Here is a 25,869-nt window from a genome sequence, read left to right as displayed (position 1 = left end):
CCCCACCCTACTCGCTCACGGCTCCACCGTTCGCTTCGTTGAGGGTGGGGCTTTCGCGTGGACTCCCGTTCTGGCCGCCGTCGGCGGCAGGCTGGTAATTGCCGTTCACGTTCAATGTCCCGCGATTCAAGCGCACGTTTACGGGTGCGCCTCCGCCCGACGACTTTTGCGCCGTGCGGAGATGCTTCAGGCCGATATTCTTCGCCGCGTTGTAGTCCGCGTGTGGTGAGTACCCGCATTTCAGGCACTCGAATACGTCCTGTCCGTCCGAGGCCGGGCGGTTGTTTTCGTGAGTGAAGCCGCACTTAGAGCACCGCTGGCTCGTGTATGCGGGACTCACCTGTTCAACCGAGATGCCGACGACTTCGGCTTTGTACTCGACGTACTCGAACAGTCGGCGGAACGCCCACACATGGAACTTCTTGGCGTTCGGCATCCGCTCACGAATCCCAGTCAGGTTCTCGAACGCGATTACGTCACAGTCGTATTCGACGGCTTCCGCGACGAGTTCTTTCGAGACAGTGTGTAAAACGTGGTCGTAGCGGCCCGTCTCGGTGCGTCCGACCGACTGGATGGTTTCGTGGGCGGCCCGCGTCCCGCGCCGTTGGAGCGACCCACGCCGTTTCTCGAACTCGCGATGCCAGTGGTTCAACCCCGACCCGTTCCAGAACTCGCCAGTTGAGGTGACGGCGACGTTCTCGACGCCGAGGTCAACGCCGAGGACTGTGTTGTGCCCGTCGTTGCCTTTGTCGGCGGTCTCGAACTCCACGTCCGCCTTTGTTCGGACGTGAAGGTAGAACTCACCGTCGCAGTAGTGGAGTTCCCCGCCCGTCACTTCGTAATCATCGTTGAACAGGTACTCCGAGTGGGGCGTCTCGCGGCTCTCGTCGGGGAGGACGTACTTGGCGGTGATACGCCCTTCGACGGTTGAGAGCGTCGCGTGGTCGTCGTTGAACGTCGCACACCGCTTGTCGTAGACGAGCGTCGGGGCAGTGAAGTGTGGTTTCCCCGCGTCGTCACCTTGCCTCCACCGAGAGACGATGCTCTGTACGGCGTCGGCGGCCTTGTTGCGAGCGTTCTGAACGAGGTTAGCTTGGAGCCCTGTTTCGGCCCGCACGTCGTCGTAGGTTTCGCGCTGGAGTTTGGCTTTGCTTGTGGTCGAGGGTGTCATAGAACTCTTCTCACACCGTGATGATTGTGCTTCCCGGATTGTCTCCGCGTTCGTAGTTGGTGATTGCGACGACGAGGCGCAGACACAACGCGAGGAACACCTGCGCTCGTGCATGGACGCGGCCTCGGGCGTGCGTTCGCCCGAGGCCGCAGCCCTTGACTGATTCGTTGGTTCGTTCGACGCCACTCCGGCGGTTGTACGTCTCGTCTAGCGTTGATTGCTTCAGCTGAACGTCGTTGCTGTGTTTTTCAATGCGGTCTTCTACCCTGTACTCGATATCTTTCGGGTCGTCGGTGTTTCGTGGATTGTACGGAGCGACTGGCACGACCCCTGCGGCCAGCAGGTGGTCGTGCCAGTCGAGCGTGTCGTAGGCACTGTCTCCAAGCATCCACATCGGTTTCCCGACGGCGAGCGCGTCACGCGTGACGCGCATCGCCGTCTCTTCTGGTGCTTGTTTGCTCTCGGTGAACTCGGCTGCAATCGGGATCTTTTGCCCGGTTGAGACGATCGTGCAGCCGTAGCCGTAGTAGTACTCGTCATCGGTTGGATCATAGCACTTCGATGCGTCTGGATCGGCGGGCATCGCTCTCACGTCGGTTGAATCGATAGAATACGTCAAGTCGAGCAGGCCCCGCAAGGCGGCCTGCTCGACGAGATGGTCGAAGACCCGGTCAACAACGTGCTCAAGATCAGTGAGGAATCGATCGACCGCGTCTCTCGACGGCGGTCGATCGAAGCTACAGCTGAGCCAGACAACGGTGTTGTTCAGTTCTCGTGCAACCGGACGGATACCGTAGATGTTCTTGTAATAGCAATGGAGAAAGCCACGCATCATCTCGGGCGGCTCAAGATCTCGTGTTCGCCCCGTCTCCGCCGGGGCGAACACGTCGAACCCTTCAAGAAACTCGAAGGAGAGGTGCTCGAACAACGCCAACGTCTCCGTTTCCACGGCATTGAAGAACGATTCTACCGAAGGATCATCTTGCAGGGTCGCTGAACTCATTCCACCTCAGCGTTCACCCTGCTCTTTGGTATGCGAACTGTTCTATGACACCCTCTGTGGTCTTGTACTCACCTTGCCACGCGTGGTCGACGACGTAGTTGGCGGCCCACAAGAATTCGGAGATGGTTTCGTGGAGAAGGTCGGCGTCGCTGTCGGCCACGTCGAGTTTGACGGGGACGGTGCGACGTACCTCCATCCGTGTTTCAGATATAGGCCTATGTTGTTATACTAGTGACGATTCGATAGGGGAGTTGGACAGCCATCGAACGTAGTTGGTGCAGTAGCGTGTCGGTTTCCTCTCCGACCTACTCGTTCGCTACGCTCGCTCCTTGAGGTCGGAGGCTCCACCTTGAATTATGCTGAACACCCCCGTCCATCGAGCGGCGACATGCCACTCCGGGCGCCGTCGACGCTTATGGTCACGGCGCCCCTCCGTCCACTATGCCGACTGCGAAACTCGCCGTGACGCTCCCCGACTCCATCTGGATCGCAGAGCTCTCTACGCGGTTTCCCGAGGCGACTTGGCGTGTCCTGGCGGCGCTCCCCGACGGCGATACGGGCGTCGGCCTGGTCGAGATAACCGCCGAGGACATCGGGACCCTGCTCTCGCAACTCGACGAGACCGAGGGCGTCCGCGTCTTCGAGGTGCTCCACCGAGGGGACGACCGGGCGCTCGTCCAGTTCGAGACCGACGAACCGCTCCTGTTGCTGTCGATCCGGAACTCCCGTGCGCCGTTCGAACCGCCGGTGACCGTCCGGGACGGCGTCGCGAACCTCGAAATCACCGCCTCGCGCGACCGCCTGTCGTCACTGGGCGACCAACTCCGAACGTTCGGACTGGAGTTCGACGTGCGGTCGATCCGCACGTCGCTCGACCCCGATTCGGTGGTGAGTGAGGAACAGCGGCAGCTGATCGAGACGGCCGTCGGGCGGGGGTACTACGACACGCCGCGGGAGTGCACGCTGACGGAACTCGCCGACCACCTCGACATCGCGAAGTCGACCGCCAGCGAACGTCTCCACCGTGCCGAGGGCGCGATAATACGGGCGTTCGTCGACGACACCGAGTTTTAGTGGCTCGACTCGCCGTGCTCGGCAGCGTCCTCGGGCGCGTCGTCCGACACGTCACGGAGCATCAACACGAGTCCGAAGACGATGGGCGAGAGGAATGCCGCGACGGTGGCCCCGCCGACCGTCAGCGACATCACGAGCCCACCGCCGCCGCTTCCACTACCGCTGCCGCCGCCACCGCCCCCGCTGTCGCCGCCACCGCCCCCGCTGTCGCCGCCACCGCCCCCGCTGTCGCCGCCACCGCTACCGCCACCGCCGACCACTTCCGCGCCGGTGTCGACGTCGCCGACGACCACGACACCTTTCATCTCCAGTGCCCGGTGGGGTTGACAGAAGTACTTGACGACGCCCGACTCCTCGAACGTCTGCTCGAACGTGAACCCCGCTTCCTGGCTGTTCTCGCTTGAGAAGTCGGCCCCCTCCTCGGCGGCGACGTTGTGGACGCCGCCGTTGCCGGTCCACTCCCAGACGACGGTCGTCCCGGGGTCGACCTGGACCGCGGCCGGTCCGAAGCCGAAGGCACCGCTGCCCTGTTCGACGCCGACCTCGACGGTCACCTCGTCGCTCCCCGTCTCGTCGACGAGCCCCTCGTAGTTACCCACGTTGCTCAGCCAGCCGTCGAACGGCTCCGACTGCGCGGCTGCCGTTCCGGCCGCCCCGGTACCCACCAGACCGGCTCCCACGGCACCGGCACTCGCCCGCAACAGCCGTCGTCGTCCCAGTCGAGCCTCGCGTTCCTCGGTCATTGTCGATTATGGATACACACAACCCTTCAAAAATGTTGCCGGTTTCGCCTCCGGTTGCCGCTTTCAGGGCCGCTGACAGGTCAGTCGTCCGCGGGGGCGGACTCACTACCGACGGCGGGCCGAGTCACCTCTCGGTCGGTCCGTTCGCCGTCGATGTCGTAGGGATACTCGCCGGTGACACAGCCCAGACAGAGGTCGTCACGCGACCGCTCGAGGACGCCGGCGATGGCGTCGACGGAGAGGTAGGCGAGGCTGTCGGCCCCGATGATCTCCCGAATCTCCTCGACGCTCTTGTCGGCCGCGATGAGTTCGTCGCGGCTCGCCATGTCGATCCCCATGTAACAGGGGGCGACGATGGGCGGCGCACCGATGCGGACGTGGACCTCCTCGGCCCCCGCCTCGCGGATCAGGTCGACCAGTTGCGTCGAGGTGGTCCCCCGGACGATGCTGTCGTCGATGATCGTGACGGTCTTGCCCTCGACGGTGCTCCTGATCGGGTTGAGTTTCAGCCGTACCGCCCGTTCGCGTTCGTCCTGTGTCGGCATGATGAACGTGCGGCCGACGTAGCGGTTCTTCATCAACCCCTCCGCGAACTCCACGTCCGCGCCGTCGGCGTTGGCGGCCTCGGCGTACCCCGAGGCGAAGGAGCGTCCGGAGTCGGGGACGGGCATCACCACGTCCGTCTCGATGCCGGTCTCGGCCCACAGTTCCCCGCCGAGGTCCCGGCGCACGTCGTAGACGAGGCCGTCGTCGATGATCGAGTCCGGGCGGGCGAAGTAGACGTGTTCGAAAAAGCAGTGGGCCGTGGCGTCGCGGTCGACCAGTTGATAGGAGTCGAAGCCGGAGCCGTCGGGTGCGAGGACGATGAGTTCGCCCGGGCGAACGTCCCGGACGAGTTCGCCGTCGAGCGTGTCGATGGCCGCCGACTCGGAGGCCAGGACGTAGCCGTCGTCGAGTTTCCCGATACACAGGGGGCGATTCCCTTCGGGGTCGCGCACGCCGAGGACGGCGTCGTCGTGCATGATCGTCAGTGCGTAGGAGCCATGGATGCGGCCCATGGTCCGCTTGACCGCGCGGACCAGATCCTCCTCCAGTAGGTTCCGTGCGAGGTCGTGGGCGATCACCTCGGTGTCGCCGTTCGAGGTGAAGGCGTGGCCGAGCGCCTCCAGTTCCGACCGAATCTCGCCGGCGTTGACGAGGTTGCCGTTGTGTGCGAGGCCGAGCGATCCGGACTTGAACGAGACCGAGAACGGCTGTGCGCAACAGGCGTTGACGCCGCCCGACGTGGGGTAGCGAACGTGACCGATACCGGCCGGGCCGTTCAACTGGTCGAGATCGTCGGCGTCGAAGACGTCACCGACCAACCCCATCTCGACGCGACTGTGTTGCTGGAACCCGTCGTGCGTGACAATTCCCGCCGACTCCTGGCCCCGGTGCTGGAGCGCGTACAGCGAGTAGTACAGGGGTCGCGCGGCGTCGCGGTCGGCGAGGGAGACGCCGACGACGCCACATTTCTCGGTCATCCCGTCCGGGGAACGGTGGTCCCGCCCGTGTGCCATGGGCGAGGATACTGTGCGGGAGGGTAAAAATCCACGTTATTACGCCGACCGGAGCCGACCGATAGTCGGGCGAAATCCGCGTCTCGGGGCGTGAGCGTACGACGGAGGGGTGTCGAGGGGGAGAGTCGTGAACCGAACCGGTCGATTACTCGCCGGCCTTGCTCTGCCACTCGTAGTCGCGGCGCTTGGCCGACTTGCCGAAGCCACACGACGAACAGACCTTCTTTCGGACGTGGTACGATTTCTCACCACAGCGTCGGCACTTGACGTGGGTCGTCTTGTTCTTCTTGCCCTGAGTCGGCGTTCCTGCTCCCGTCATGTCGTTATCGTCACGACGTTGTCTCCGCGTATAATGGTTGTGTTGTCGATCCGTTCGAGGTCCGGATCGCCGAGGACGCCCTCGTCGATGTCGTCGACGTCGTCGACCGGTTCGATCACGACGTTCATGTGCTGATCGTAGCCGCCGAGGACGCCGTGGAACGCCCGGCCGTCCTTGAGATGTACCGTCACATCCTCGTCGAGTGAGGCCTCCAGCACGTCGAGGGGTCGTCCGCTCATGCCAACAAAGGCTGGGGGTCGGAATAATAAACGTACCGAAGGTCACGCCACGCGACGGGCGAGTCTTTATTCCTCGGTCGACCGTACTCATCGTATGATAGCTCGCGTCCTGGTGCCGATGGACGACTCCGAGATGGCCGGTCGTGCACTCCGGTACGCACTGGAGGTCTTCCCGGAGGCAGAGATCACCGTGCTCCACGTCAGCGGCGGCCCGTCGCCGATGATGGGCGAGGCGACCGAAATCGCCCTCTCGGAGGATCCCGAAGGGGTCGCGGACGACCACGCCGTGGACGCGCTGGACCGAGCTCGGACCGTCGCCACCGAGTACGACGCGGAGATCACGACCGAGGTCCGGGTCGGCCATCCGGTGCGGACGATCCTCGACCGCGCCGAGGAGTTCGACGGGATCGTCCTCGGGAGCCACAGCGGCGGGTTGATGGAGCGGCTGTTCGTCGGCAACGTCGCCGAGACGGTCGTCCGCAAGTCGCCGATCCCGGTGACCGTCGTGCGGTGACGCCGCGGAGCCGACAGTATAAGTCCGTCTCGCCCCTACTGCGATCATGGGATATCCCGTCACCTACCACTGTCCGGAGTGTGCGGCCATCGTCGAACTCGAACGCGAAGGATATCTCGAAGACAAGTCGGTGACGCCGTACCCGCTTTCTGGGTGGACGTACGTCGACGCCGACGGCGATATCGAGAGCGAAGACGGCGTGCGCTTCGTCTGTGGCGAGGACGGGACGCTTCGTGACGACGACGCCGAGGGCTGTGGCGCGACGTTCTACCTCAGTTACCTCCGGTACGAGAACGGCGAGGCGGTCGAACCGGTTCCGGCGAGCGAGTTCGTCGAACTGAGCGGCGGATCCGGCGGGCCGGCGTCGTCCGGGCCGGGGTTCGATCCCGGCCCCGGTCCGGGCCGCTGACGACGACTACCCCTTGATGTTACACACCGGATACGTCCGCGCCACCCGGTCGCCGATGCCGAGGGCGTCCGACACCCGGACCACCTCGTCGACGTCCTTGTAGACGCCGGGGGCCTCCTCGGCGACGGTCGCACCGCTCTGGGCCTTGACGTAGACGTGTTGCTGGTCGCGGAGTTCGTCCTGGACCGTCTCGCCCCAGAACTCCTGTTTGGCCTGGGTTCGGCTCATGAGTCGGCCGGCACCGTGGGCGGTCGACCCGAAGGTGAGGTCCATCGAGTCGTCGCCGCCCCGGAGGACGTAGCTCCCCGCGCCCATGCTCCCGGGGATGATGATCGGCTGACCGACGTCGCGGTAGGCCGCCGGCACCTCCGGGTGGCCGGCGGGGAACGCACGTGTCGCTCCCTTGCGGTGGACGTAGAGTTCGCGCTCCTCGCGGTCGGCGGCTACGCCGCCTCCTACCGGCCGCCCCTGCGGGTCGACCCCGACCGTGTGGGTCTCCCGCTTGGCGATGTTGTGAGCCACGTCGTACAGCAGGTCCATCCCCATCTCCTCCCACGAGCGATCGAACACCCGCTCGAACACCTGTCGGGTCCGGTGCATGATCAGTTGGCGGTTCACCCACGCGAAGTTGATGCAGGCACACATCGCGCCGTAGTACTCCTCGGCGAGTTCCGACCCGGCGGGCGCGGCCGCGAGTTCCTTGTCCGGGAGGGCCGCGAGTACGTCGTCGTGGCGCTTCTCGATCTTCCGGAGGTAGTCGGTGCAGGTCTGGTGGCCGAGTCCTCGGCTCCCACAGTGGATCAGGACGACGACTTGGTCGGCTTCGAGGCCGTACGACGCCGCCACGTCGTCGCGGTAGACGTCCGTCACACGCTGGACTTCGAGGAAGTGGTTGCCGCTCCCGAGACTGCCGAGTTGGTTCTTCCCTCTGTCCTTTGCTTTCTGGGAGACGGCACTGGGGTCGGCGTCGGGCCGCCGCCCTTCGTCCTCGCAGTGTTCGAGGTCGTCGGGGACGGCCCACCCCGCCTCGAGGGCCCAGTCGACGCCGCGGGAGAGGACCGCTTCGACGGTGTCAATGTCGCCGTCGACGACGCCGCCGCCACCCAGTCCCGACGGGACGTTCGCGAACAGCGCCTCCACGAGTTCCTCCTCGTGGCCGCGCACGTCGTCGTAGGTGAGGTTTGTTTTCATCATTCTCACCCCGCAATTAATGTCATATCCGACCGCTCCGGGCGATATACAGCCGTTCTCGGCGTCTGTCGCCCCGACGCCGCCGACGGGGAAGCCGTACCCTTGGTGGCCGTCGGGCATGCAGATCGCGTGGCCGGTCATACCGGGAAGGTGAGTCGCGTTCTTCAGTTGCTGGAGCGTCTTGTCGTCGCCGATCTGTTCCAGCAACGCCTCGCTCGCGAGCACCCGCGCGGGGACGCCCATCTCACCCTCCCGTGGAATCTCCCAGACGAACTCCCGGACCCGTTCGAGACGGATCCCGTCGAACTCGCGTGTGGTCATGTGTGGGGCGACGTGACCGACGCGGGAATACGTTACTACACGTCGAGGACGACGTACGCCTCCCAGCCGTCGTCGACGCGGCCGATCCGCATTTCGGAGTAGGTCACCGCCTTCACGTCGCGGGCCTCGATGGTCGAGAAGGGCACGCCGCGGGCAGTCGCCTCGATCAGCCACTCGCCGTCGACCTCACTGACCGTCGCCGCGTTGCCGGCGGGGAGGACGCCCCGAACGTCGCGTTCGTAGATGAGTCGATCGAGGTAGTCGAAGAGGAGCGCCTCCCGTCCCTCGGCGCGGACGGTGAGCGAGAATCGATCGCCCACGTCGGGGATGTCATCGCAGGTGGCGGCCGCGAGGCCGTCGGCGGCGGCGGCGAACGTCCCGCCGAGGTCGTCGCCGGTCGCCGCGACGGCCACGTCGGCCGTGTGGGGTCGGAGTTCGAAGGGCATGGTGGGTCGACCGGAGGTTGGACCGGTCGCCGGAGACAGGACGGCCAGCTTAAAAACGGTTCCTCGTCGACCTCGGCACGGGGCGGCGGCAACGAGCGACGGGGACGATGAAGTTATAACGAACGCACACACTAGCGTGGTCGTAGTGAGCGTCACCGTCGAGAAGCGAGTGGATGGGCCCGGCGCGACCGAGTACGCCGACGAGGCGTGGGAACTCAAGGAGCGCATCCGGCGGGAGGAGGGCGTCCTGAAACAGCGAAAGCGCTTCTTCATGGACGCCTACCGACGGTCGACGACCCACCTCCTCTATCTCGGTGACGACCTGGCGGGGTTCGCGACGACGCGACGGGACGGCTACATCCTCTTTCTGGCCGTCGCCCCCCACCACCGCGGCGAGGGGTTCGGCCGACGCCTCGTCGCGGAGGTGGCCGAGGACCACCGTACCGTGACCTGTCACGTGCGAGCGACGAACGAGGGGGCGCTCTCCTTCTACGAGACGATCGGTTTCGAGATCAAACGCCGCATCGAAGGGTACTACGAGGACGATGGCGACGCCTACTACCTCCGACTCGGCCCGGACGAACGCCTCCGTGACCGACTCTCCGAGTTGATCCGGCGCTAGGGCTCGTAGCGCTCGCGGTCAGTCACCACTTCGTCGATCAGTGACACGGGCGTCGCGTCGTACGCCGGGTTCTCGACGGTGATGCCCTCGATCGGTTCGCGAACCACCTCGGCCGGCGGCCGCGTCTCGTTCTCGAAGACGAAGTCCTCCTCGATCACCTTCGACCCCGACCCGACGACGGTGACCGGGACGCCGACCACGTCGGCGGCGGCGGCGAGGGGGAAGGTGCCGACTCGGTTGTAGAGGGTGTCCTCGACGATGCAGTCCATGCCGACGATCACGCGGTCACAGCGGTCGAGGACGTAGCCGGCGGCGCTGTCGACGAGGAGGTGGGGATCGACCCGGTCGAGTTCGGCGAGGCGTCGGGCAGTCTTGCGGCCGAGATACCGGGGGCGTGCCTCGGTGACGTAGGCCGTGAGGTGTCGCCCGTCGGCCGCCGCCGTCTCGATGGCCTCCAGTACGGTCGAGGAGAAGTCGTGTGTGAGGAACGTCTCGCCGTCCTCGAACGTGTCGGCCGCGCGGTCGGCCGCCCGCCGCTTGCCCGTCTCGATGTCCTCGGTGACCCGATCGATTTCGGCCTCGGTCAGGGCCTTGGCCTGTTCGACGGTGTCGGCCGCCTCGAGGACGGCGTCGACGACCTCCCGCATCGCCTTGTGGAGCGAGGCATGCGAGGGGTTGGCCCGCCGGAGCGCTCCGGCGTTGCGTTCGAGGTCGCGTTCGTACTCCTCGACGTTCCGATACTCGCGATCGAGCAGTTCGCCCAGCGCGGCCGTGGCCTTGACCGCGACCACCGACGAACTGTGTGTCTCCATCCGGCGGATTTCCTCGATGGTCTCGTCGATCATACGGAGTGGTGTCGTGTCCGTGGCAAAGAGGTTCCGGCCTCGGGGACGGGACGTCAGTCTGCGTCCGCATCCGTCGCGTGCCGGGCGTACACGTAGGCGAGAAGCGCGGTGACGAACCAGACGAGTGCGCCGACCCGGACGGCGAAGACCGCCCGCGCGTCCCACGTCGGAAGGGGCGTGGTCGTCGACAGGGCAGCCACCAAGGGCGCGCCGACGACGATGGTCGCGACGAACGTCACCTGCATCACCCACCCGAAGTCGACGCCCTCGGGATCGGTCCGATCGACGCGCTGTGGCACGCATCTCGATAGGCGGGCGACGCGCTAATGCGTGGCGATTCCGTCGAGGAACGTGGACACTGCCGCGTTGAACGCCTCGGGCCGTTCGAGCATGGCGAGGTGGGCCGCGTCGTCGACGGTCGTCCACTCCGCGTCCGGGATACCTTCGGCGAGGGCCTCGTGGTACCACGGCGGCGTGAGCGCGTCGTGTTCGCCCACGACCGCCAGCGCGGGGACGTCGACCTCGTCCAGTCGCTCGCGCACGTCGAACGTGTGGCAGGTCCGGAAGTCGCGGTGGGTGACGGCCCGTCCCGTCTCGTGGAGTGCCTCGCTGGCGGCCGACAGGAGCCGGTCGTCGGGGTCGTGAAAGAGCCGGTCGGGACCGTTGAGGAACTCGACCGCCCGCTCGAAGTCCGAGCGGAGCCACCGGAGGAGGTCGTCGAGGACGGCCAGTCGCGCGCCCGTTCCGGCGAGGACCACGCCGCCGGGGTCGGCGTCGCGCTCGATCAGCAGGGAGAGGACGACCGCACCGCCCATCGAGTGCCCACACAGGAAGCGCGCGTCGGTCGCGCGGGCGACGGCGAGGGTGTCGTCGACGTAGGCCGACAGCGTCTCGTAGCCCGGACTGGCGTCCACGTCCTCGCTCTCGCCGTGCCCGCTCAGATCCAGAGCGATCACCGGACGGTCGGCGGCGAGGGGAGTCTGTGCGCTCCAGACGACGTGCGAACCACCGCTTCCGTGGATCAAGAGGAGTGGCTCCCCGTCGCCACCCGGGTCGAAGCGACGGTAAGCCGTCTCCCGGCCGTGGTGTGTGACTGTCTCCATACGACCGATTACCGGGGCAGACTGATAAAGCCGCCTCCCGCGGGGAGTACATGTGAACCGCAAGTGCATTCTAATTCTCTTCTCCCGACGCTGTATTGCGATTGTCCTACGAAATCTTTATATATCTAGGTAACTAACTTGGAGTTAAGAAGTATCATGGTGAATCAGCAATACGCCGGAGAATCCGAGACGTTCGTGCGGCGGTACGACTACGAGGACGAGTGGGTGATGGCGGCCGACGTCGGCGGCGACCACTTGGACGTCGACATCGTCGACGGGACGGCCATCGTGGTCGTCGACGGGGAGACCGAGGCCGAACTGGACCTCCCCGGATCGGTCGAGCGCGTCGACACGAACAACGGTGTGCTGGAGGTGCGCGGCGAATGAAGCTCACCGTCAAACCCCTGAAACAGAAGGACGCCGGGCGGGGACTGGCCGCCATCGACCGCGCGGCCGCCGCCGAAATGGGTCTCGAGGTCGGCGACTACGTCCGGATCGAGGGGCGGGAGGGCACCGCGATCGCTCGCGTCTGGCCCGGCCTCCCCGAGGATCAGGGCACGGGCGTGATCCGTATCGACGGCCAACTCCGCCAGCAGGCGGACGTGGGCATCGACGACCGCGTCGAGGTCGAGAAGGCCGAGGTGAAGGCCGCCGAGCGCGTGACGGTCGCGCTCCCCCAGCAGATCGGCATCCGAGGCGACATCGGCCACTACCTCCGCGACAAACTCACGGACAAGCCGATCACGAAGGGACAGACCCTGCGAGTCCCCTTCGGGTTCGGGTTCATGGGCGGTCGCCAGAGCAAGGCGCTCCCGATGAAGGTAGCCGACACCGACCCATCGGGGACGGTCGTCGTCACCGATTCGACGGAGATCGCCGTCAGCGAGAAGCCCGCCGAGCAGATCCGCGAGGAGACGGAGGGCGAGGCCCACGGCGACACGCCCGACGTGACCTACGAGGACATCGGCGGCCTCGACCGCGAACTCGAACAGGTTCGCGAGATGATCGAACTGCCGATGCGCCACCCGGAGCTGTTCCGACGGCTGGGGATCGACCCGCCGAAGGGCGTGCTCCTGCACGGGCCGCCGGGCACGGGTAAGACGCTGATCGCGAAGGCCGTCGCCAACGAGATCGACGCCTCCTTCCACAACATCAGCGGCCCGGAGATCATGTCGAAGTACTACGGCGAGAGCGAGGAGCAACTCCGCGAGGTGTTCGAGGAGGCCGAGGAGGAGGCCCCGGCGATCGTCTTCATCGACGAGATCGACTCCATCGCCCCCGAGCGCGGCGAGGCGGGCGGCGACGTCGAGCGGCGTGTCGTCGCACAACTCCTGAGCCTCATGGACGGCCTCGAGGACCGCGGCGAAGTCGTCGTGATCGGCGCGACCAACCGGGTCGACGCCATCGACCCCGCGCTGCGGCGTGGCGGCCGGTTCGACCGCGAGATCGAGATCGGCGTCCCGGACCGCGACGGCCGCCGCGAGATCCTGCAGGTCCACACCCGCAACATGCCCCTCGCGGACGACGTCGACGTCGAAGGGTTCGCCGACTCCACCCACGGCTACGTCGGCGCGGACTTGGAGAGCCTCGCGAAGGAGGCCGCGATGAGCGCCCTCCGGCGCATTCGCCCGCAGATCGACCTCGAAGAGGAGGAGATCGACGCCGAGATCCTCGAATCCCTCGAGGTCGACCAGAACGACTTCCAGGAGGCGATGAAGGGTATCGAACCCTCCGCGCTCCGGGAGGTGTTCGTCGAGGTGCCCGACGTCACCTGGGCCGACGTCGGCGGCCTCGAGGACACCAAAGAGCGCCTCCGCGAGACGATCCAGTGGCCGCTGGACTACCCCGAGGTGTTCGAGGCCATGGACATGGAGTCCGCGAAGGGCGTGCTCATGTACGGCCCGCCGGGGACGGGGAAGACCCTCCTGGCGAAGGCCGTCGCCAACGAAGCCGAATCCAACTTCATCTCGGTGAAAGGACCCGAGTTGCTCGACAAGTACGTCGGGGAGAGCGAGAAGGGCGTCCGCGAGATCTTCAGCAAGGCTCGCGAGAACGCCCCGACCGTGATCTTCTTCGACGAGATCGACGCCATCGCGACCGAGCGGGGACAGAACACCGGTGACTCCGGCGTCTCCGAGCGCGTCGTCTCCCAACTCCTGACCGAACTCGACGGGCTGGAGACCCTGGAGGACGTGGTCGTGATCGCCACCTCGAACCGGCCGGACCTCATCGACTCGGCGCTCCTGCGTCCGGGGCGGCTGGACCGACACGTCCACGTGCCCGTGCCCGACGAGACGGCGCGCCGGGCCATCTTCGAGGTCCACACCCGCGACAAGCCGCTGGCGGACGACGTCGACCTCGACCGCCTCGCGCGGCGGACGGAGAACTACGTCGGCGCGGATATCGAGGCGGTCTGCCGCGAAGCCTCGATGGCCGCCTCCCGGGAGTTCATCAACAGCGTCTCGCCCGACGAGATCGGCGAGTCGCTGGGGAACGTCCGGATCACGATGGACCACTTCGAGCGGGCGCTCGACGAGGTCGTCGCGAGCGTGACCGAGGAGATCCGCGAGCGCTACCGCGAGATCGAACAGCGGTTCTCCACCGAGGAAGCGACCCCGGCGAACGGCGCCGATTCGAGTCGGACCTTCCACTAGGCCGACCGCGAAACCGGACCCTCTTTTGTTTCGAATCGCGGAGAGGGTGACGTGCCCTCGCTCTCGCTCTCGACACGACGCCGGCGTGCGGGACTGTGGCTGTTGCTCGCGGGCGGGTTCCTCTTCGTCAACTTCCACCGGACGACGACGGCCGTCCTCGCGGACCCGCTCGCACGGGCGTTCGACGCGACGGGGGCGGAACTGGGGCTGTTACACGCCTCCTTCTTCTACGTCTACGCTCCCCTCCAACTTCCGGCGGGGCTGATCGTCGACCGGTACGGTCCCCGTCGAGTCGGAGCCGTCGGCCTCGGCGTGTTGACCGGTGGTGTCGTCGCCTTCGCCGTCGCGGAGACGCTCGTCGCCGGCTACCTCGCCCGGGCAGTCGTCGGGCTGGGCGGGAGCGTGCTGTACATCTCGACGCTGCGCTTCTGTGCCAACTGGTTTCGCGCCGACGAGTACGCCACCATGACCGGATACACCGTCGCCGCGGCGGGGGTCGGGGGGGTCCTCGCGACGACGCCGCTCGCACTCGCGACCCAGCGCGTGGGGTGGCGGACGGCGATGCTCGCGGCGGGGGCGGCGACCGGCGTGCTCACCGTCGCCATCGCCGTCGCCGTCCGAGACGAACCGTCCGACGCGGAGGCGGCGGTCGTCGACGTCGGCCGTGGTGAGGAGAGACGGGTCGCCTCGGCCGCCGAAACCCTCGCCAACGTCCGGCGCGTCGTCGTCGAGCCCGAGACGTGGCTGATGGGAATCGCGCTGTTCTGTGTCCTCGGGGTGAACTTCACCGTCCTCGGTCTCTGGGGCGTTCCCTTCCTCGTCGACACGTACGGCATCTCCATCGCCCGTGCCTCGACGTTCGTCCTCGTCGGGAACGTCGGGTTCGTCCTCGGCTCGCCGGCGCTTGGCGCGCTCTCGGATCGGCTCGGCCGGCGGACGGAACTGATCGTCGCCACGGCGCTCGCCTTCACCGCCGCGTACGGTGTACTCCTGTTCGTGCCACCGCTCCCGATCGTCGCGGCCGCCCTGTTCGTCGCGTTGCTGGGGAACGGCGGGGTCGCCCTCGTGTTCACCGTCGGGAAGGAGCGCCACGCACCGAGGGTCGCCGGAACTATCACGGGCGTCGTCAACGGCGTCGGCTACTTCGGGGCGGCGGTCCTCCCGGGGGTCATGGGGGCCGTCCTCGACGCGTACTGGACCGGCGAGATGATCAACGGTGCGCGCGTGTACACCGTCTTCGGCTACCGGGTCGCGTTCGGTATCGCGACGCTGGCCGGCGTCGTCGCCACCGTCGCCGCGGTGGTGCTCCACCGCCGCGAGTCGCGCTCGGGCAGTCGACCGACGGTGGACTGACTCACCGGCAGTGTCGACGCCACGCGACGAGTCCGAGGCCGGCGACGACGAACCCGCCACCGAGGAGTCGGAACGCCCCGAAGAGGTATCCGAGGTCCCACCGCGCTGCGTTGAGCCCGCCGCTCTGAGCACACATCCGAAATTCCAGTTCTCATCTATTTCTGCATACACGTAGCAGATACGGAGGTATTCCCCCGAAATAATTAATTGTATATGGAATAATATCACCATATGATCGACTTCCCTGTTTCGTCAGTGATGGCCGACGTGGCACCGGTCGGCCTCGCGGCGGACAGGATGCGCGACGACGGCGTGAGCCGCCTCCCGGTCGTCGACGACGACGGAACGTACGTCGGCCTCGTCGTTCGCGACGACCTCCTGCCGTACCTCTCGCGTCACCGACTCGAGATCGACTGGACGGGCGAAACGCTCTCGCTGGAGGGGAGTCAGGGGCCAGTATCGGCCGAGTGAGCGTCCATCTCTCGCTCGTGGGCGGCTGTACATCGTCACCGATGACCCGACGGGGTTGGCGACCGGATCGCCATCGGCGACACCCACGGCGACGTGGCGGCCATCGACTTCTTCACGACCGAAGTCCGGGAGACCGACCTGATCTTCGCGTCGGCGGCGACAGAACGGGTCGCGGACGAGCGGATCGGCGAGGAGATGGCCACCCGCGCCGGTGGACGCGGAACGCGCCCTACCGGGCGATCCTCGACCGCTTCAACGACCACCCGAGCGGGTGAAGTCCCCCGTCAGCCACAACCGATGATCGCCACTCGGGGAGCGGTCACAGTCCCGCCCCCGCCTCGAAGGCGACCACGACGACACGGTTCGCCGACAGCAGTGCCGCGTACGCGAACGCCGGGACGAGGAGGGAACCAGTACGGGCGTAGGCGTACGCGGCGACCCCCAGAGTCACGAACTGGGTCGCCGCGAACAGCCCGGCCGCGACGGACCCGAGGCCAGCGACGCCCGACCCGACGGCGAGCGCCACGAGCGCCGCCACCGGGAGGTACGCCAGCACTCGGAGCCCGCGACGGTGGGGGTCGATGCGTTCGTTCGCCAGCGCTGCACCGCCGAGGAGGACCGCGAACACGACGACGCCACCGAGCCGCCCGAGGCCGGGGATGGCGGCCAATCCGCCGGTGTCGCTCACGGTCACGAACCCGGTCACGGCCGTCGTCGGGACGACGACAGCGTCGCCATCGACGACGCGAGCGAAGCTCCCCTGGACGAGCACCTGACACACCACCACGAGCGACGGGATACCGACGAGGAGGCCGAGGCCGGCGACGGTCACCACCGGAACCAGCGGCGGGTCGGCGGCGACGGCCGTCCCCGTCAGCGAGCCGTACCGGACGCCGGTCGCCCGGGACACGAGCGCCGTGAGCGTGACGAGACCGAGCGGCGAACCCGCCGCGACACCGATCCACGGGAGGTCGCCGGCGGTCGGGGGCCTCAACCCGCAGTCGACGTGCCGAACCCTGGCGTACCCGCCGATGATGGCGACTACCCCGGCGAGAAAGAGCGCGCCGGACACGCCGCCGGCGACCGGGAGCGATCCGAACGCGACCGACGAGGCGAGACGGAGGAGCCGCTGCCACAGGTACAGCACGACCAACACGGCCGCGACCACGACGAACTCGGTGGCCGCGGGGCGGAGCGAGCCGCGCGTGTGCCGTGACACGGTCGGATCAGAGCGCCGTCGACGTGGGATCGACCGCGTCGGCCGTCGCCGGCGCGATCTGACGGTACGCGCCGACGACGAGTCCGATCCCGAAGATACCGATCACACCCGTCGCGACCGCACCGGTGACCTCGCCGACGAGGGGAGCGACGGCTCCGATGGCGCTGAAGACGAAGCCGACGATCCCGCTCGCGACGACGAGGACGAACCCGATGGCGAACAGACGGATGCGGTTGCCCGACGCGAGCGCCCAACTCCGCTTGAGCGATTCGATCACGCCCGCATCCTCGACGGCGACCACGAGGACGGCGAACACCAGGCTCACCGCGAGGAAGATCCCCGGGAAGACGAACAGGAACGTCCCGACCACGATCGCGAGGAACACGATCAGCGACACGACGAGCGCGACGACGGTCGTCCGGGCGAGTCGACGGGTGTGGTCGGCCGTCGGGAAGGCCTCGAGGTCGCGGTGGAACGCGCGCACGGTCAGGACGCCGAGGACGGTGCCACAGAGGAACAGGACCACGGTGAGGCCGCCGCTGACGGCCACGGGAAGGTCGACGGCGAGCGGATACAGGCTCCCGACAGCGTCGGCGGGAAGCCGGTCGGCCGTGAGCCGTGCGGCCAGCGACTGGGTGGTCGCCTGACTGAGGAGTTGGACGAACACGTAGGCGGCGACCAAGAGGAGACCGTTTCGAGTGGCGATACGACCGAACGCGTACCGAAACGTCTGGGAGAGGTCGAGTGTGGAGGGCACGCACAGGAATCGGCGCGTGGCCGACATGAAAGTACCGTTACCGGTCAGTCGTCCGCGACCGCGGGCTCCGATTCCGGTTCGGACACAGCGGCCTCGCGGCGACCCGACGCCGGCGTCCACTCGAGGCCGCCATCGTAGTGGAACGCGCGGTCGTCCCGTTGCGGGTCGACGACGGTCAGCGACAGCCAGCCGTCGTCCAGCAGCCCGGCCACGTCCTCGTGGTCGGCCAGCACCTCGGTCACACGGTCGGTCGGCGCGTGGACGACCGTCGAGAGGCGGAGCGGCTGGTGGTACGGCTCGCCGTCGGCGCTCATCAGCGACTGGAGCGGGAGTCCGGTCAACAGGTCGCCGCCGTTCCCCTGGTAGACGCCGACGTTCCCGACGGGGTTCTGGGTCACCTTCGAGCCGCTCCCGTAGGCCGCGTTGTCGACCGTCGCGAAGTAGTACTGGGCGTTGATCCACTGGGTGACGATCAACGGCCCGGTCAGGATCGCTTCGAGAGCGTCGCCGTCCGGATCGGTCGTCCAGTCGTAGGAGTGGAGGAACGCCCGACCGTCGAGGTCGAGACCGTCGGTCAGGCCACGGGGCCCGACGACGAACCCGGCGTTCCCGGCCAGTCCCCACTCCGGGCGTGTCTCCGCCCAGTCGACGGCGCGCCGCCGCACGTCGCGGGGGCCGGAGTCGGGGTCGGCTCCCATGTCTTCGGCGCGTTCGGTGGCCGCCCCGACGCGGGCGGTCCCGAGGTCGGCGCGGAGCCGTTCGAGGTCGGCCTCGTGGCTCTCGGGGACGTCGGTGGCGTACAGTTCCACCTCGTCGGTCGTCGTGTTGTGCTCGCCCGCGAGGAAGACGGTGTCGTCGGGGACGTCGATCCCGCGGTCCCGGAGCGCCGCCCTGACCGCGTCGTCGTTGCAGATGGCCGCGAGGACGCGGGCGTTCGGGCCGCCGGGGTTGCCCGCACAGGCCCCGCAGTCGAGGCTCGAATCGAAGGGGTTGTTCGCCGTCCGGCTGGCGTGTCCGGTGAAGACGACCAGGCGAGCGAACGTCTCCCACCCCATCAGTTCGAAGGCAGTCGCGGCGTACTCGACTTTCTCGTCGAGGGTGAGACCCGTTGGGAGGTCGCCCTCGACGCCCGGGTCGTGGTCGATCGACGGCTCGCAGAACCCGTGTTCGTCGGGGCCACGCTCGTCGGCGGACCCGAGCAGGTCGGCCACGCGCCCCGGGAGGAGAGTTCTAGCGGCCAGCGCCGCCCCGTACCCCAGGCCGGCGCTCTCGACGAAACTGAACGCGGTCGCGGCGTTTTCCGTGAGGCCGTGGACCGCCGACGTCGCCGCGTCGACCGCGGCGTGCCACCGGTCGTAGTCGTCGCGTTCGTCGGCCGACTCCACCGGCCGGTCCGCGATCCGGTGTTGCGGGTCGACGATCGGTGGACAGGCGTCGACGGCCACGTCCGATCCGTAGTCGTCGTGGCGCATCGGGACGCCGAAGAAGCCGGCGTAGCCGTGTGTCTCGTAGTCCCCCGTGGCCTCGACGTGGCGGCGGATGATCTCGGAGCGGGTGTCGATACAGAAGACCAGTTGGGCGTCCGGACGGCCGCCATCGTCGTCGGCCGAGTCGCTCGCGTCGGCGACCGACTCGACCAGTTCCGTGCGGTAGGTCGCCTCCCACGCCGAGAGCCAGAGCTCCGGGAGCGGGACGCGGTCCCCGTCGGCGTCGTCGGCCTCGCAGCCGGGCGCTTCGGCCGGCGCGACGGGCGCGTCGAACTGGGTCGCGAGCGCCAGCCGGATCGCCAGATACCCCGCCAGCGTGATCGGGTACGCCGACTGCCAGTCGTCGCCGTCGGCAGCCCGCCGCTTGATGAGGCCCGTCCAGCCCGGGAGCGCCGCCAACTGGAACTGGAAGATATCCCGCCACTGACCCACGGGGTAGTCGGCGAGGCGGTCCCGGATCGCGTCGATCGGATCGTCGGAGAGGTCGGCGAGGGCGTCGCCGTCCGGAATCTCGCCGTCGTGGGGTGCGACGGCGCGGAACGCGTCGTAGAACCCGCGTTCGCGGTTCGGCATCGACCACGTCGCCCGCCCCCGATCGAGGAAGGCCGCGAGCCACTTCGTCAGAACCGCGTCGACCCGATCGGTCTCCGGCGCCGTCTCGCGCCCGGCGGCCGTCCGCTCGGCCAAGCGGTCGAGCGACGCCTCCGGGTCGGCGTCGTAGCCGTGGTCGTCCAACCGTGAGCGAAGCGCCTCGGAGTCGATCCGTCCCGACTCCCACGCCCGGCGAAACACGTCGGCGCTCGGGTAGCCGTCGCCGCCGAGGACGCGTTCGGCGTCCGCGACGGCCTCGTGGAAGGGCCGGTCCTCGAATCCGGCGAGTGGGTTCGCCGTCACGAACGAGTGGAGCGGCCAGGCGGAGCCGACCGCGTCGGCCGCCGCGTCGATACACTCCCGGATCCCGGGGTCAGTACTCATCGTACTCCTCCGTGTTCGTCAGCAGGGTGTCGGTCGGCGGGCGACCCGCGTTCAGCAGCGCCACGTATAGGCGCCGACTTCGGGTGTAGACGCCGCGCTCGATGGCGAGGTAGGCGACGACGAACGCGACGGCGACGAGGCCGTGGATCACCGTCAGTTCCGCCGGCTGGCCGGTCGCTGGAAGGCCGGCCAGTAGCCCGTCGATGGCGCGGTAGACGATGGCGTAGGCCGCGAGAGCGGGGAGGGCGACGAGCGGAACGACACCGTATCGGATCGCCGCCGGCAACGTGGTGTGTGCGACCACCTCGCGGGTCGCGTGGAGGACGGTCAGGACGACCACCAGAGTGAGCAGGAGGCCGCTGTCCAGGGCCGTTCCCTTCCCGGTGAGGACGGCGAACAGGCCACCGCCCGCGAGCGCGGTGGCGACGACGACGGCGGTGCCGAGTGGACCGGTCGACCCGTCCGACGTGGAGGCGTCGGGGTGTTCGTTGGCGACCTGACTCCCCGAGGAGAGGAATCGATACGCCTTGTAGAACCCGTGCAGGATCAGGTGTGCGATGGCGGCGGCGAAGAAGCCGAGGCCAGCCTGCACGATCATGAAGCCCATCTGTCCGACCGTGGAGCAGCCGAGTTGGGCCTTGACGTCCGTCCGGACGGTCTTCAGGAGCTTGCCCCCGAGCGCGCTCGCCGCGCCGACGACGGCGACGGCGAGCATGACCCCCGGATCGACGGTGACGACCGGGGCGAAGCGCACCAAGAGGACCCCGCCCGCGTTGACGAAACCGGCGTGCATCAGCGCCGAGGCGGGCGTCGGGGCCGTCATCGACGAGAGCAGCCAGGTGTGAAAGGGGAGCAGCGCCGACTGGATCGACGCCGCAAGCAGGAGTGCACCGGCGGCGAACAGGACGGGAGTCGAAGCGGCGGTGCCGATGCTCTCGGCGACGCCGGAGACGGTCGTGGCGCCGGTGATCCACCCGAGCGTGGAGAGTCCGACCGCGAGCGACCCACTGCTCGCCAGGAAGTACCGGCGTGCGAGCGACGCCGCGGCCCCCGCCTGCGGCCAGCCATCGACGTGTCCGATCAGGTCGGCCATCAGGAGCCCCATCGCGAGCCAGGAGACGCCGAAGACGACGAGGCTGTCGGCCGCGACGAGCACCATCACGACCAGCGTGAACGCGAACACGCGGGCGAAGAAGTGATCGACCGTTCGACCGCCGGCCATGTAGCGCCGGGAGTAACTGTGGACGATACCGCTGAAGAAGGTCACCGTCGCCCACATCACGACCGTCAGGCCGTCCACGCGCACGACCCTGGCGAGGTCCCACGCGCCGCCGACCCGGGACTGGGCGACGAGCGCCACACAACTCACGACCCACAGGAGCCACACCAGTCTCGTCAGCGCCGCCGGGAGGCGCGACCCGTCGGGCTCCGGCGTCGGAAGCTCTCCAACCGTCGTCGTCCGTTCGTGTCCTGTCATCGTCGTCCGTTCACGACCGAGCACCGCGTCGTCAGATCGTCGCTCACGATCGCGCGTGCCGGTCGTCGCTACTCACCAGTACGAACGAACTGGTTATTAAATCTGTCTTTATTCCCAAATCGTTCTAATAATCCGGATTATAGAACGTTATGGTTTCGGACGGGGCGCGACGGACACGGTCGTCTCCGAGCCGGTCGCAGTCCGACACGCGGGATCACGGCGTCGTTCGGCGGCCGACGGTGAGCGGCGAGCGCGGTCCTCGGCTGCTCGGCCGCCCCGATACGGGCCGTCGTCGGACGCACGGCCGCGCTGGACGTCACTCGGATCGTTACTCAGTCGTCCGAATCGGCCCGAGGGTCGAACTCGCCGAAGGGTGTCGTCTGGTGGCTCCGGACGAGCACCTCGTCGGCCACCGTCAGCCCCATGTCGATGAGGTCCTGGGCGACGGGTGTGATGTCGTTGTCCGACTCGCCGACGGCCGTCACGAGGAGGTTCCGGTCACCGGTGACCAGTTCCTGGACCGACACGACCCCGTCGATGCCGAGGATCTCGGGGATGAGTTCGCCCCGGTCGGCGATGGAGGCGGTGCAAAAGAGGAGCATGCGGAGCGGGTAGCCCGAGGCCTGGTAGTCGACGTCGGCGCTGTACCCCTTGATGATGTCGTCGTCCTCGAGGCGCTGGATGCGCTTGCGGACGGTGCTGTCGGAGGTGCCGGTTCGCTCGGCGATGTCACCGGACGAGGTGTTTCGGGCGTCCGCCTGTAACGCGTACAGGATCGCCTTGTCCACGTCGTCGACGTCTCCGTTGCTCATACGCGTACGTCCGCGGCGGGACACTTTATTGTACGTTGTGCGGGGGTCGACCGCCACGCCGCTCACCCGTCGAGTGACCGCGTGCCCGTTCCGTCGCCGAATATCGTGGAGAGGAGGTTTCGCTGTGCAGCCCGGAGTCGTGTCGAAAATGCGGGTTGTGAGATGCCGAGCGAGTCCGCGATTTCGGTTCCGGTTCGCTTGCGCCGCTGGTCGTAAAATCCGCTGTAATACGCAGTCGCCAGGATGTCCCGCTGCCGGGCCGTCAGCGAGCAGTCCAACAATCGCAACCACGAATCGGACGAAAACGTGGTGGTCTGTTGGTGTATCGCCACATCGATATCCGGATGCCGGTCTTTGAGATGTCGGACGAGCGTTTGTTTCTCCCGCTCGTCGGGGAGCGACGCCCTGATCCTGCAGTGCGTTCCCGTGACCATGACCGAACGGACGTTCGCACCGATGGTGGCGAGGGTGGTCACGAGGCACTCGCCGATGACGACGGCTTCGTACACCGTCCGGTCGGTCTCGGAGATCACCCGGAGGTCTGTGACGGACGAGAGGGCGTCGGCGACGGTGTGGAGTTGCGCACGCTCGGCGTCGTCACACTGGAAGTGGACGAGGTACATCCCCTCCGACCGCGGAGTGATGTTTTCGATCCGGATGTCGGCCGAGAGACGATCCGCGAACTCGACGAAGAGATCGGTGACCCCCGTCAGGTCGAACGTCACGTCGACCGCGCCCCCACCGAGGAGTGCATCCCGTTGCTCGCTCGCATTGAGGGCATAGCCGACGAGTTCGCCGAGTTCGGTCAACACGGACTCGGTCCTGTCGTCGAACGCGTCGGGGCGGTCGCTGTAGACGGTCACGACCCCGTACAGGAACTCGTCGTAGATCAGTGGGACACTGATGACCGACTGGAACTCGTGGCGCAGTGCGGTATCCCGCCACTCCAGGCGGTGGGGAGCCGTCGCGATTCGGGGGACGGTGATCGTCGTTCGCTCCCTGACCGCTCGTACCGAGGGGTGCATGTTCGTCGGCTCGAAATCGAGCGAGACCGCCTCCGGATAGTGTTGTGGTGAGCCGGCCTGTGCGGACACGCGGATTTCGCTCGTCGCGTGGTCGGGTGTCCCGATCCACGCGTACGCGAATCGATCGAGGGAGATGAGCGAGTCACACACCTGCTGGGCGATGGCGTCGCGGGAGTGGGTCCGTATCAACCCCTGCATGATCGTCCGGATTTCGTCGTTGAGCTGGTTGATCCGTTCGAGGCGCTCGGCTTGACCCTGTGACTCCCGTTCCCGTTCTCGGAGTGTCCGTGTCCGTTCGACGCGGTCGAACGCCGCCTCGGCAGTCGAGGCGAGCGTCTCCGCGATTCCCTCGCTCGTGTCGTCGAACGCCCCGACCGACGTGTCACCGACGAGGAAGACCCCGTGGTCCCCGAGCGGAACGAGCAGTTCGCTCCGTATCGGCGTCCCGTCGTCGTCCACCCCGTCGGCGGTTCGAACGTCGTCGAACCGCGCCGGTTCCCGGTCCGTGAACACACGCCAAACGACGCCCTCGCCGGGCGAAACACGCGGTGCGTGCCCGAGAGCGTCGTCGAGACGCTCGGAGTACGCCTCCGCAACGAGTTCCCCGGAGTGGCTGTCGTAGCGGTACACACAACTTCCCGACGCGTCCAGCAGGTCGGTCGCGGCGTCGACGATGATCCGTGCGATTTCCGCGTCGGTTTCTGCCTGCAGGAGGGCCTGTGACGCCGTGTTGATCCCGGCGAGTGCGGTTTCGTGGCGGCGTCGTTCGGAGACATCGCGGAAGATCCCGTGGACGAGCGTGCGGCCGTCGAGCGACACGGTCGACGTATTGATCGCGACCGGGATCCGATCCCCGTCGATCGTCGTGAGAGAGACGGGCGTGCCGTCGTCGAACTCCGTGATCGTCCTCCGCTGGTCGATTCGGTCCTCGAATAGTTCCCGATATCGGTCGGCCGCCTCGTCGGGGTGGAGCGCAGTCTGGTGGAGACCGACGAGTTCGTCCCGGGGTTGCCCTCGAAGGTCCGCTGCGGCCGCGTTCGCCTCGACGATCTCGCCCGTCTCGGCGTCCGCGACGAAGATCGGATCCGGTGCAGCGTCGATGAGTGTCCGATATCGCTTGCGGGCCGCGTCGAGTTGCCGTTCCCGTCCCTTGCGGTCGGTGATGTCTCGCAGGACACCGATCGCCGCGACCGGATCCCCGCTGTCGTCACGTCGACACTCCGCACGCTCGTGGATCCACCTCGTCGATCCGTCGACGTCGATCCGGTACTCGATATCGAACGCGTCGCCGTCGAACACCGCGTTTCGCTCCCGTCGGACGGCGTCCTGCCGTGGGGCGGCGACGAGTGACGGAATATCGTCGTGTCCGAACGAGTCCTCGTCGACCGGGACGCCCAATATCTCGCTGGCTTTCTCCGACCACTCGGTTTCGTCCCGTTCGAAGTCGGCGTACCAACTCCCGAGGTCAGCGATCGCTTCCACCTCCCGAAGGTGGCTCCGTTCGGGGCAGTCGCCCCGGAGCGCGTTCACGAGGTCGGTCCCATTCATATAACCCGACATCGAAGGGTGGATTATTATAATGTGGTGGGGTTTGATGGCAGGGCGCGAGACACGTCGGGACACGAACATCATGCGGGAAAACGACACCCCCAGTACCTCCCCTTCGGCTTGTTCGGGACTGTCGATCGAATCGGTACGCACGGACGATCCGGACGAGACGTACCGCATCGAAGTCGATCCGGACACCGATCACCGCCTCTCGACTGCCATCGTGGAAGGAGTCGCCGCGATAACCCACACGGATCCGCTCGAACTCGACCCACTCGGAGAGTCGGTGGACCCCGAGTGCCTCGACCGGCTGTTCGCGTCGGCGTCGGACGCCGACCGCGAGGCGCTCTCCGTCTCCTTCTCGTATGTCGGGTGCCGGGTCGTCGTCTCCGATACGACACACATCACCGTCACGGCACCAACGTAGCGACGGATGGCACCGACACACACACCAAGACAGCGACTGTTCGCCGTCGAAAAGGGACGGAGCAGGCCCGTCGGGTGCCCGTCACACAGGGACGAAGCGGTCGCT

The 25,869-nt window shown here is 67.1% G+C and carries 27 protein-coding genes and 1 pseudogene; 9 read left to right on the top strand and 19 right to left on the bottom strand.

Annotated elements, in window-relative coordinates; all coding sequences use genetic code 11:
* Positions 1-7: 7 nt before the first annotated feature.
* The 3 genes and pseudogenes from NBT81_RS14810 to NBT81_RS14800 all read right to left on the bottom strand — a co-directional run.
* Positions 8-1,171 (bottom strand): transposase, encoded by a 1,164-nt coding sequence (locus NBT81_RS14810; protein ID WP_338739606.1) that lies wholly within the window; start codon positions 1,169-1,171, stop codon positions 8-10.
* A 10-nt stretch (positions 1,172-1,181) separates the two neighbouring features.
* Entirely contained in the window at positions 1,182-2,174 is a 993-nt protein-coding gene (locus tag NBT81_RS14805) for a transposase (protein WP_338738304.1), read from the bottom strand.
* A 55-nt stretch (positions 2,175-2,229) separates the two neighbouring features.
* A pseudogene (locus tag NBT81_RS14800) lies at positions 2,230-2,370 on the bottom strand (RNA-guided endonuclease TnpB family protein); the annotation flags it as partial.
* 245 nt (positions 2,371-2,615) lie between these two features.
* On the opposite strand from NBT81_RS14800, the gene NBT81_RS14795 reads away from it, so the two are divergent.
* A complete protein-coding gene (locus NBT81_RS14795) occupies positions 2,616-3,248 on the top strand; it encodes a helix-turn-helix domain-containing protein (RefSeq protein ID WP_338739605.1) in 633 nt (210 codons plus the stop codon).
* Here NBT81_RS14795 and NBT81_RS14790 read toward each other — a convergent pair.
* The 4 genes from NBT81_RS14790 to NBT81_RS14775 form a co-directional block, all read right to left on the bottom strand.
* Positions 3,245-3,991, bottom strand: a complete 747-nt coding sequence (locus NBT81_RS14790; RefSeq protein ID WP_338739604.1) for a halocyanin domain-containing protein — start codon at positions 3,989-3,991, stop codon at positions 3,245-3,247. The two genes, NBT81_RS14795 and NBT81_RS14790, sit on opposite strands and share 4 nt — an antisense overlap.
* An 80-nt stretch (positions 3,992-4,071) precedes the next feature.
* Positions 4,072-5,550, bottom strand: coding sequence for an amidophosphoribosyltransferase (purF, locus tag NBT81_RS14785; protein WP_338739603.1), 1,479 nt, complete (start codon positions 5,548-5,550; stop codon positions 4,072-4,074).
* 145 nt (positions 5,551-5,695) lie between these two features.
* A complete protein-coding gene (locus NBT81_RS14780) occupies positions 5,696-5,869 on the bottom strand; it encodes a 50S ribosomal protein L37e (RefSeq protein ID WP_114449848.1) in 174 nt (57 codons plus the stop codon).
* Positions 5,866-6,108, bottom strand: coding sequence for an LSM domain-containing protein (locus NBT81_RS14775; protein WP_338739602.1), 243 nt, complete (start codon positions 6,106-6,108; stop codon positions 5,866-5,868). The genes NBT81_RS14780 and NBT81_RS14775 overlap by 4 nt, the downstream gene beginning before the upstream one ends.
* A 94-nt stretch (positions 6,109-6,202) precedes the next feature.
* On the opposite strand from NBT81_RS14775, the gene NBT81_RS14770 reads away from it, so the two are divergent.
* A complete protein-coding gene (locus tag NBT81_RS14770) occupies positions 6,203-6,622 on the top strand; it encodes a universal stress protein (protein WP_338739601.1) in 420 nt (139 codons plus the stop codon).
* 46 nt (positions 6,623-6,668) lie between these two features.
* Entirely contained in the window at positions 6,669-7,031 is a 363-nt protein-coding gene (locus NBT81_RS14765) for a hypothetical protein (protein ID WP_338739600.1), read from the top strand.
* Positions 7,032-7,037: 6 nt separating this feature from the next.
* Here NBT81_RS14765 and NBT81_RS14760 read toward each other — a convergent pair whose 3' ends face one another.
* A complete protein-coding gene (locus NBT81_RS14760) occupies positions 7,038-8,543 on the bottom strand; it encodes an RtcB family protein (RefSeq protein ID WP_338739599.1) in 1,506 nt (501 codons plus the stop codon).
* 35 nt (positions 8,544-8,578) lie between these two features.
* A complete protein-coding gene (locus NBT81_RS14755; RefSeq protein ID WP_338739598.1) occupies positions 8,579-8,989 on the bottom strand; it encodes an archease in 411 nt (136 codons plus the stop codon).
* A gap of 145 nt (positions 8,990-9,134) precedes the next feature.
* Here NBT81_RS14755 and NBT81_RS14750 point away from each other — a divergent pair, with 145 nt between their 5' ends.
* Positions 9,135-9,611 carry an N-acetyltransferase gene (locus NBT81_RS14750; RefSeq protein WP_338739597.1) on the top strand — a complete coding sequence of 159 codons (477 nt, stop codon included), beginning with the start codon at positions 9,135-9,137 and terminating at the stop codon, positions 9,609-9,611.
* On the opposite strand, the gene NBT81_RS14745 is transcribed toward NBT81_RS14750, so the two are convergent.
* The 3 genes from NBT81_RS14745 to NBT81_RS14735 are packed head-to-tail and all read right to left on the bottom strand — an operon-like array spanning position 9,608 to position 11,559.
* Positions 9,608-10,456 carry a translation initiation factor eIF-2B gene (locus tag NBT81_RS14745; RefSeq protein ID WP_338739596.1) on the bottom strand — a complete coding sequence of 283 codons (849 nt, stop codon included), beginning with the start codon at positions 10,454-10,456 and terminating at the stop codon, positions 9,608-9,610. The genes NBT81_RS14750 and NBT81_RS14745 overlap by 4 nt on opposite strands.
* A gap of 53 nt (positions 10,457-10,509) precedes the next feature.
* Complete coding sequence (locus NBT81_RS14740; RefSeq protein WP_425498675.1) at positions 10,510-10,755, bottom strand: DUF5822 domain-containing protein; 246 nt, start codon at positions 10,753-10,755, stop codon at positions 10,510-10,512.
* Positions 10,756-10,779: 24 nt separating this feature from the next.
* A complete protein-coding gene (locus NBT81_RS14735; protein ID WP_338739595.1) occupies positions 10,780-11,559 on the bottom strand; it encodes an alpha/beta hydrolase in 780 nt (259 codons plus the stop codon).
* 156 nt (positions 11,560-11,715) lie between these two features.
* Between NBT81_RS14735 and NBT81_RS14730 the strand changes: the two genes are divergently transcribed.
* The 3 genes from NBT81_RS14730 to NBT81_RS14720 are packed head-to-tail and all read left to right on the top strand — an operon-like array spanning position 11,716 to position 15,566.
* Complete coding sequence (locus tag NBT81_RS14730) at positions 11,716-11,946, top strand: DUF7127 family protein (protein ID WP_338739594.1); 231 nt, start codon at positions 11,716-11,718, stop codon at positions 11,944-11,946.
* Positions 11,943-14,213 carry a CDC48 family AAA ATPase gene (locus NBT81_RS14725; protein WP_338739593.1) on the top strand — a complete coding sequence of 757 codons (2,271 nt, stop codon included), beginning with the start codon at positions 11,943-11,945 and terminating at the stop codon, positions 14,211-14,213. Before NBT81_RS14730 ends, NBT81_RS14725 begins: the two co-directional genes overlap by 4 nt.
* Before the next feature lie 51 nt (positions 14,214-14,264).
* Positions 14,265-15,566 carry an MFS transporter gene (locus tag NBT81_RS14720; protein WP_338739592.1) on the top strand — a complete coding sequence of 434 codons (1,302 nt, stop codon included), beginning with the start codon at positions 14,265-14,267 and terminating at the stop codon, positions 15,564-15,566.
* 1 nt (position 15,567) lies between these two features.
* Here NBT81_RS14720 and NBT81_RS14715 read toward each other — a convergent pair whose 3' ends face one another.
* Complete coding sequence (locus NBT81_RS14715; protein ID WP_338739591.1) at positions 15,568-15,702, bottom strand: hypothetical protein; 135 nt, start codon at positions 15,700-15,702, stop codon at positions 15,568-15,570.
* Positions 15,703-15,797: 95 nt separating this feature from the next.
* Here NBT81_RS14715 and NBT81_RS14710 point away from each other — a divergent pair, with 95 nt between their 5' ends.
* The gene (locus NBT81_RS14710) at positions 15,798-16,037 is read left to right on the top strand and encodes a CBS domain-containing protein (RefSeq protein ID WP_338739590.1); all 240 of its coding nucleotides are present in this window, start codon (positions 15,798-15,800) and stop codon (positions 16,035-16,037) included.
* Between the two features lie 319 nt (positions 16,038-16,356).
* On the opposite strand, the gene NBT81_RS14705 is transcribed toward NBT81_RS14710, so the two are convergent.
* The 6 genes from NBT81_RS14705 to NBT81_RS14680 all read right to left on the bottom strand — a co-directional run bounded on the left by NBT81_RS14705 (position 16,357) and on the right by NBT81_RS14680 (position 25,337).
* Positions 16,357-17,256, bottom strand: coding sequence for a hypothetical protein (locus NBT81_RS14705; protein WP_338739589.1), 900 nt, complete (start codon positions 17,254-17,256; stop codon positions 16,357-16,359).
* Between the two features lie 7 nt (positions 17,257-17,263).
* Positions 17,264-18,013: a hypothetical protein gene (locus tag NBT81_RS14700; RefSeq protein WP_338739588.1), complete on the bottom strand. Its 750-nt coding sequence runs from the start codon at positions 18,011-18,013 to the stop codon at positions 17,264-17,266.
* A gap of 44 nt (positions 18,014-18,057) precedes the next feature.
* Positions 18,058-20,475: a DUF2309 domain-containing protein gene (locus NBT81_RS14695; protein WP_338739587.1), complete on the bottom strand. Its 2,418-nt coding sequence runs from the start codon at positions 20,473-20,475 to the stop codon at positions 18,058-18,060.
* Positions 20,465-21,952, bottom strand: coding sequence for a proton-conducting transporter membrane subunit (locus NBT81_RS14690; protein WP_338739586.1), 1,488 nt, complete (start codon positions 21,950-21,952; stop codon positions 20,465-20,467). The genes NBT81_RS14695 and NBT81_RS14690 overlap by 11 nt, the downstream gene beginning before the upstream one ends.
* Before the next feature lie 332 nt (positions 21,953-22,284).
* Positions 22,285-22,764, bottom strand: coding sequence for an Lrp/AsnC family transcriptional regulator (locus NBT81_RS14685; RefSeq protein WP_338739585.1), 480 nt, complete (start codon positions 22,762-22,764; stop codon positions 22,285-22,287).
* A gap of 62 nt (positions 22,765-22,826) precedes the next feature.
* Entirely contained in the window at positions 22,827-25,337 is a 2,511-nt protein-coding gene (locus tag NBT81_RS14680; RefSeq protein ID WP_338739584.1) for a GAF domain-containing protein, read from the bottom strand.
* A 46-nt stretch (positions 25,338-25,383) separates the two neighbouring features.
* Between NBT81_RS14680 and NBT81_RS14675 the strand changes: the two genes are divergently transcribed.
* Positions 25,384-25,764: a HalOD1 output domain-containing protein gene (locus tag NBT81_RS14675; protein WP_338739583.1), complete on the top strand. Its 381-nt coding sequence runs from the start codon at positions 25,384-25,386 to the stop codon at positions 25,762-25,764.
* Positions 25,765-25,869: the final 105 nt, after the last annotated feature.

It is taken from the genome of Haloplanus sp. CK5-1 (genome assembly GCF_037201915.1).
GTDB classification, from domain to species: domain Archaea; phylum Halobacteriota; class Halobacteria; order Halobacteriales; family Haloferacaceae; genus Haloplanus; species Haloplanus salilacus.
The sequence above is the reverse complement of the archived record's forward strand: the minus strand, read 5'-3'. Positions and strand labels throughout refer to the sequence as shown.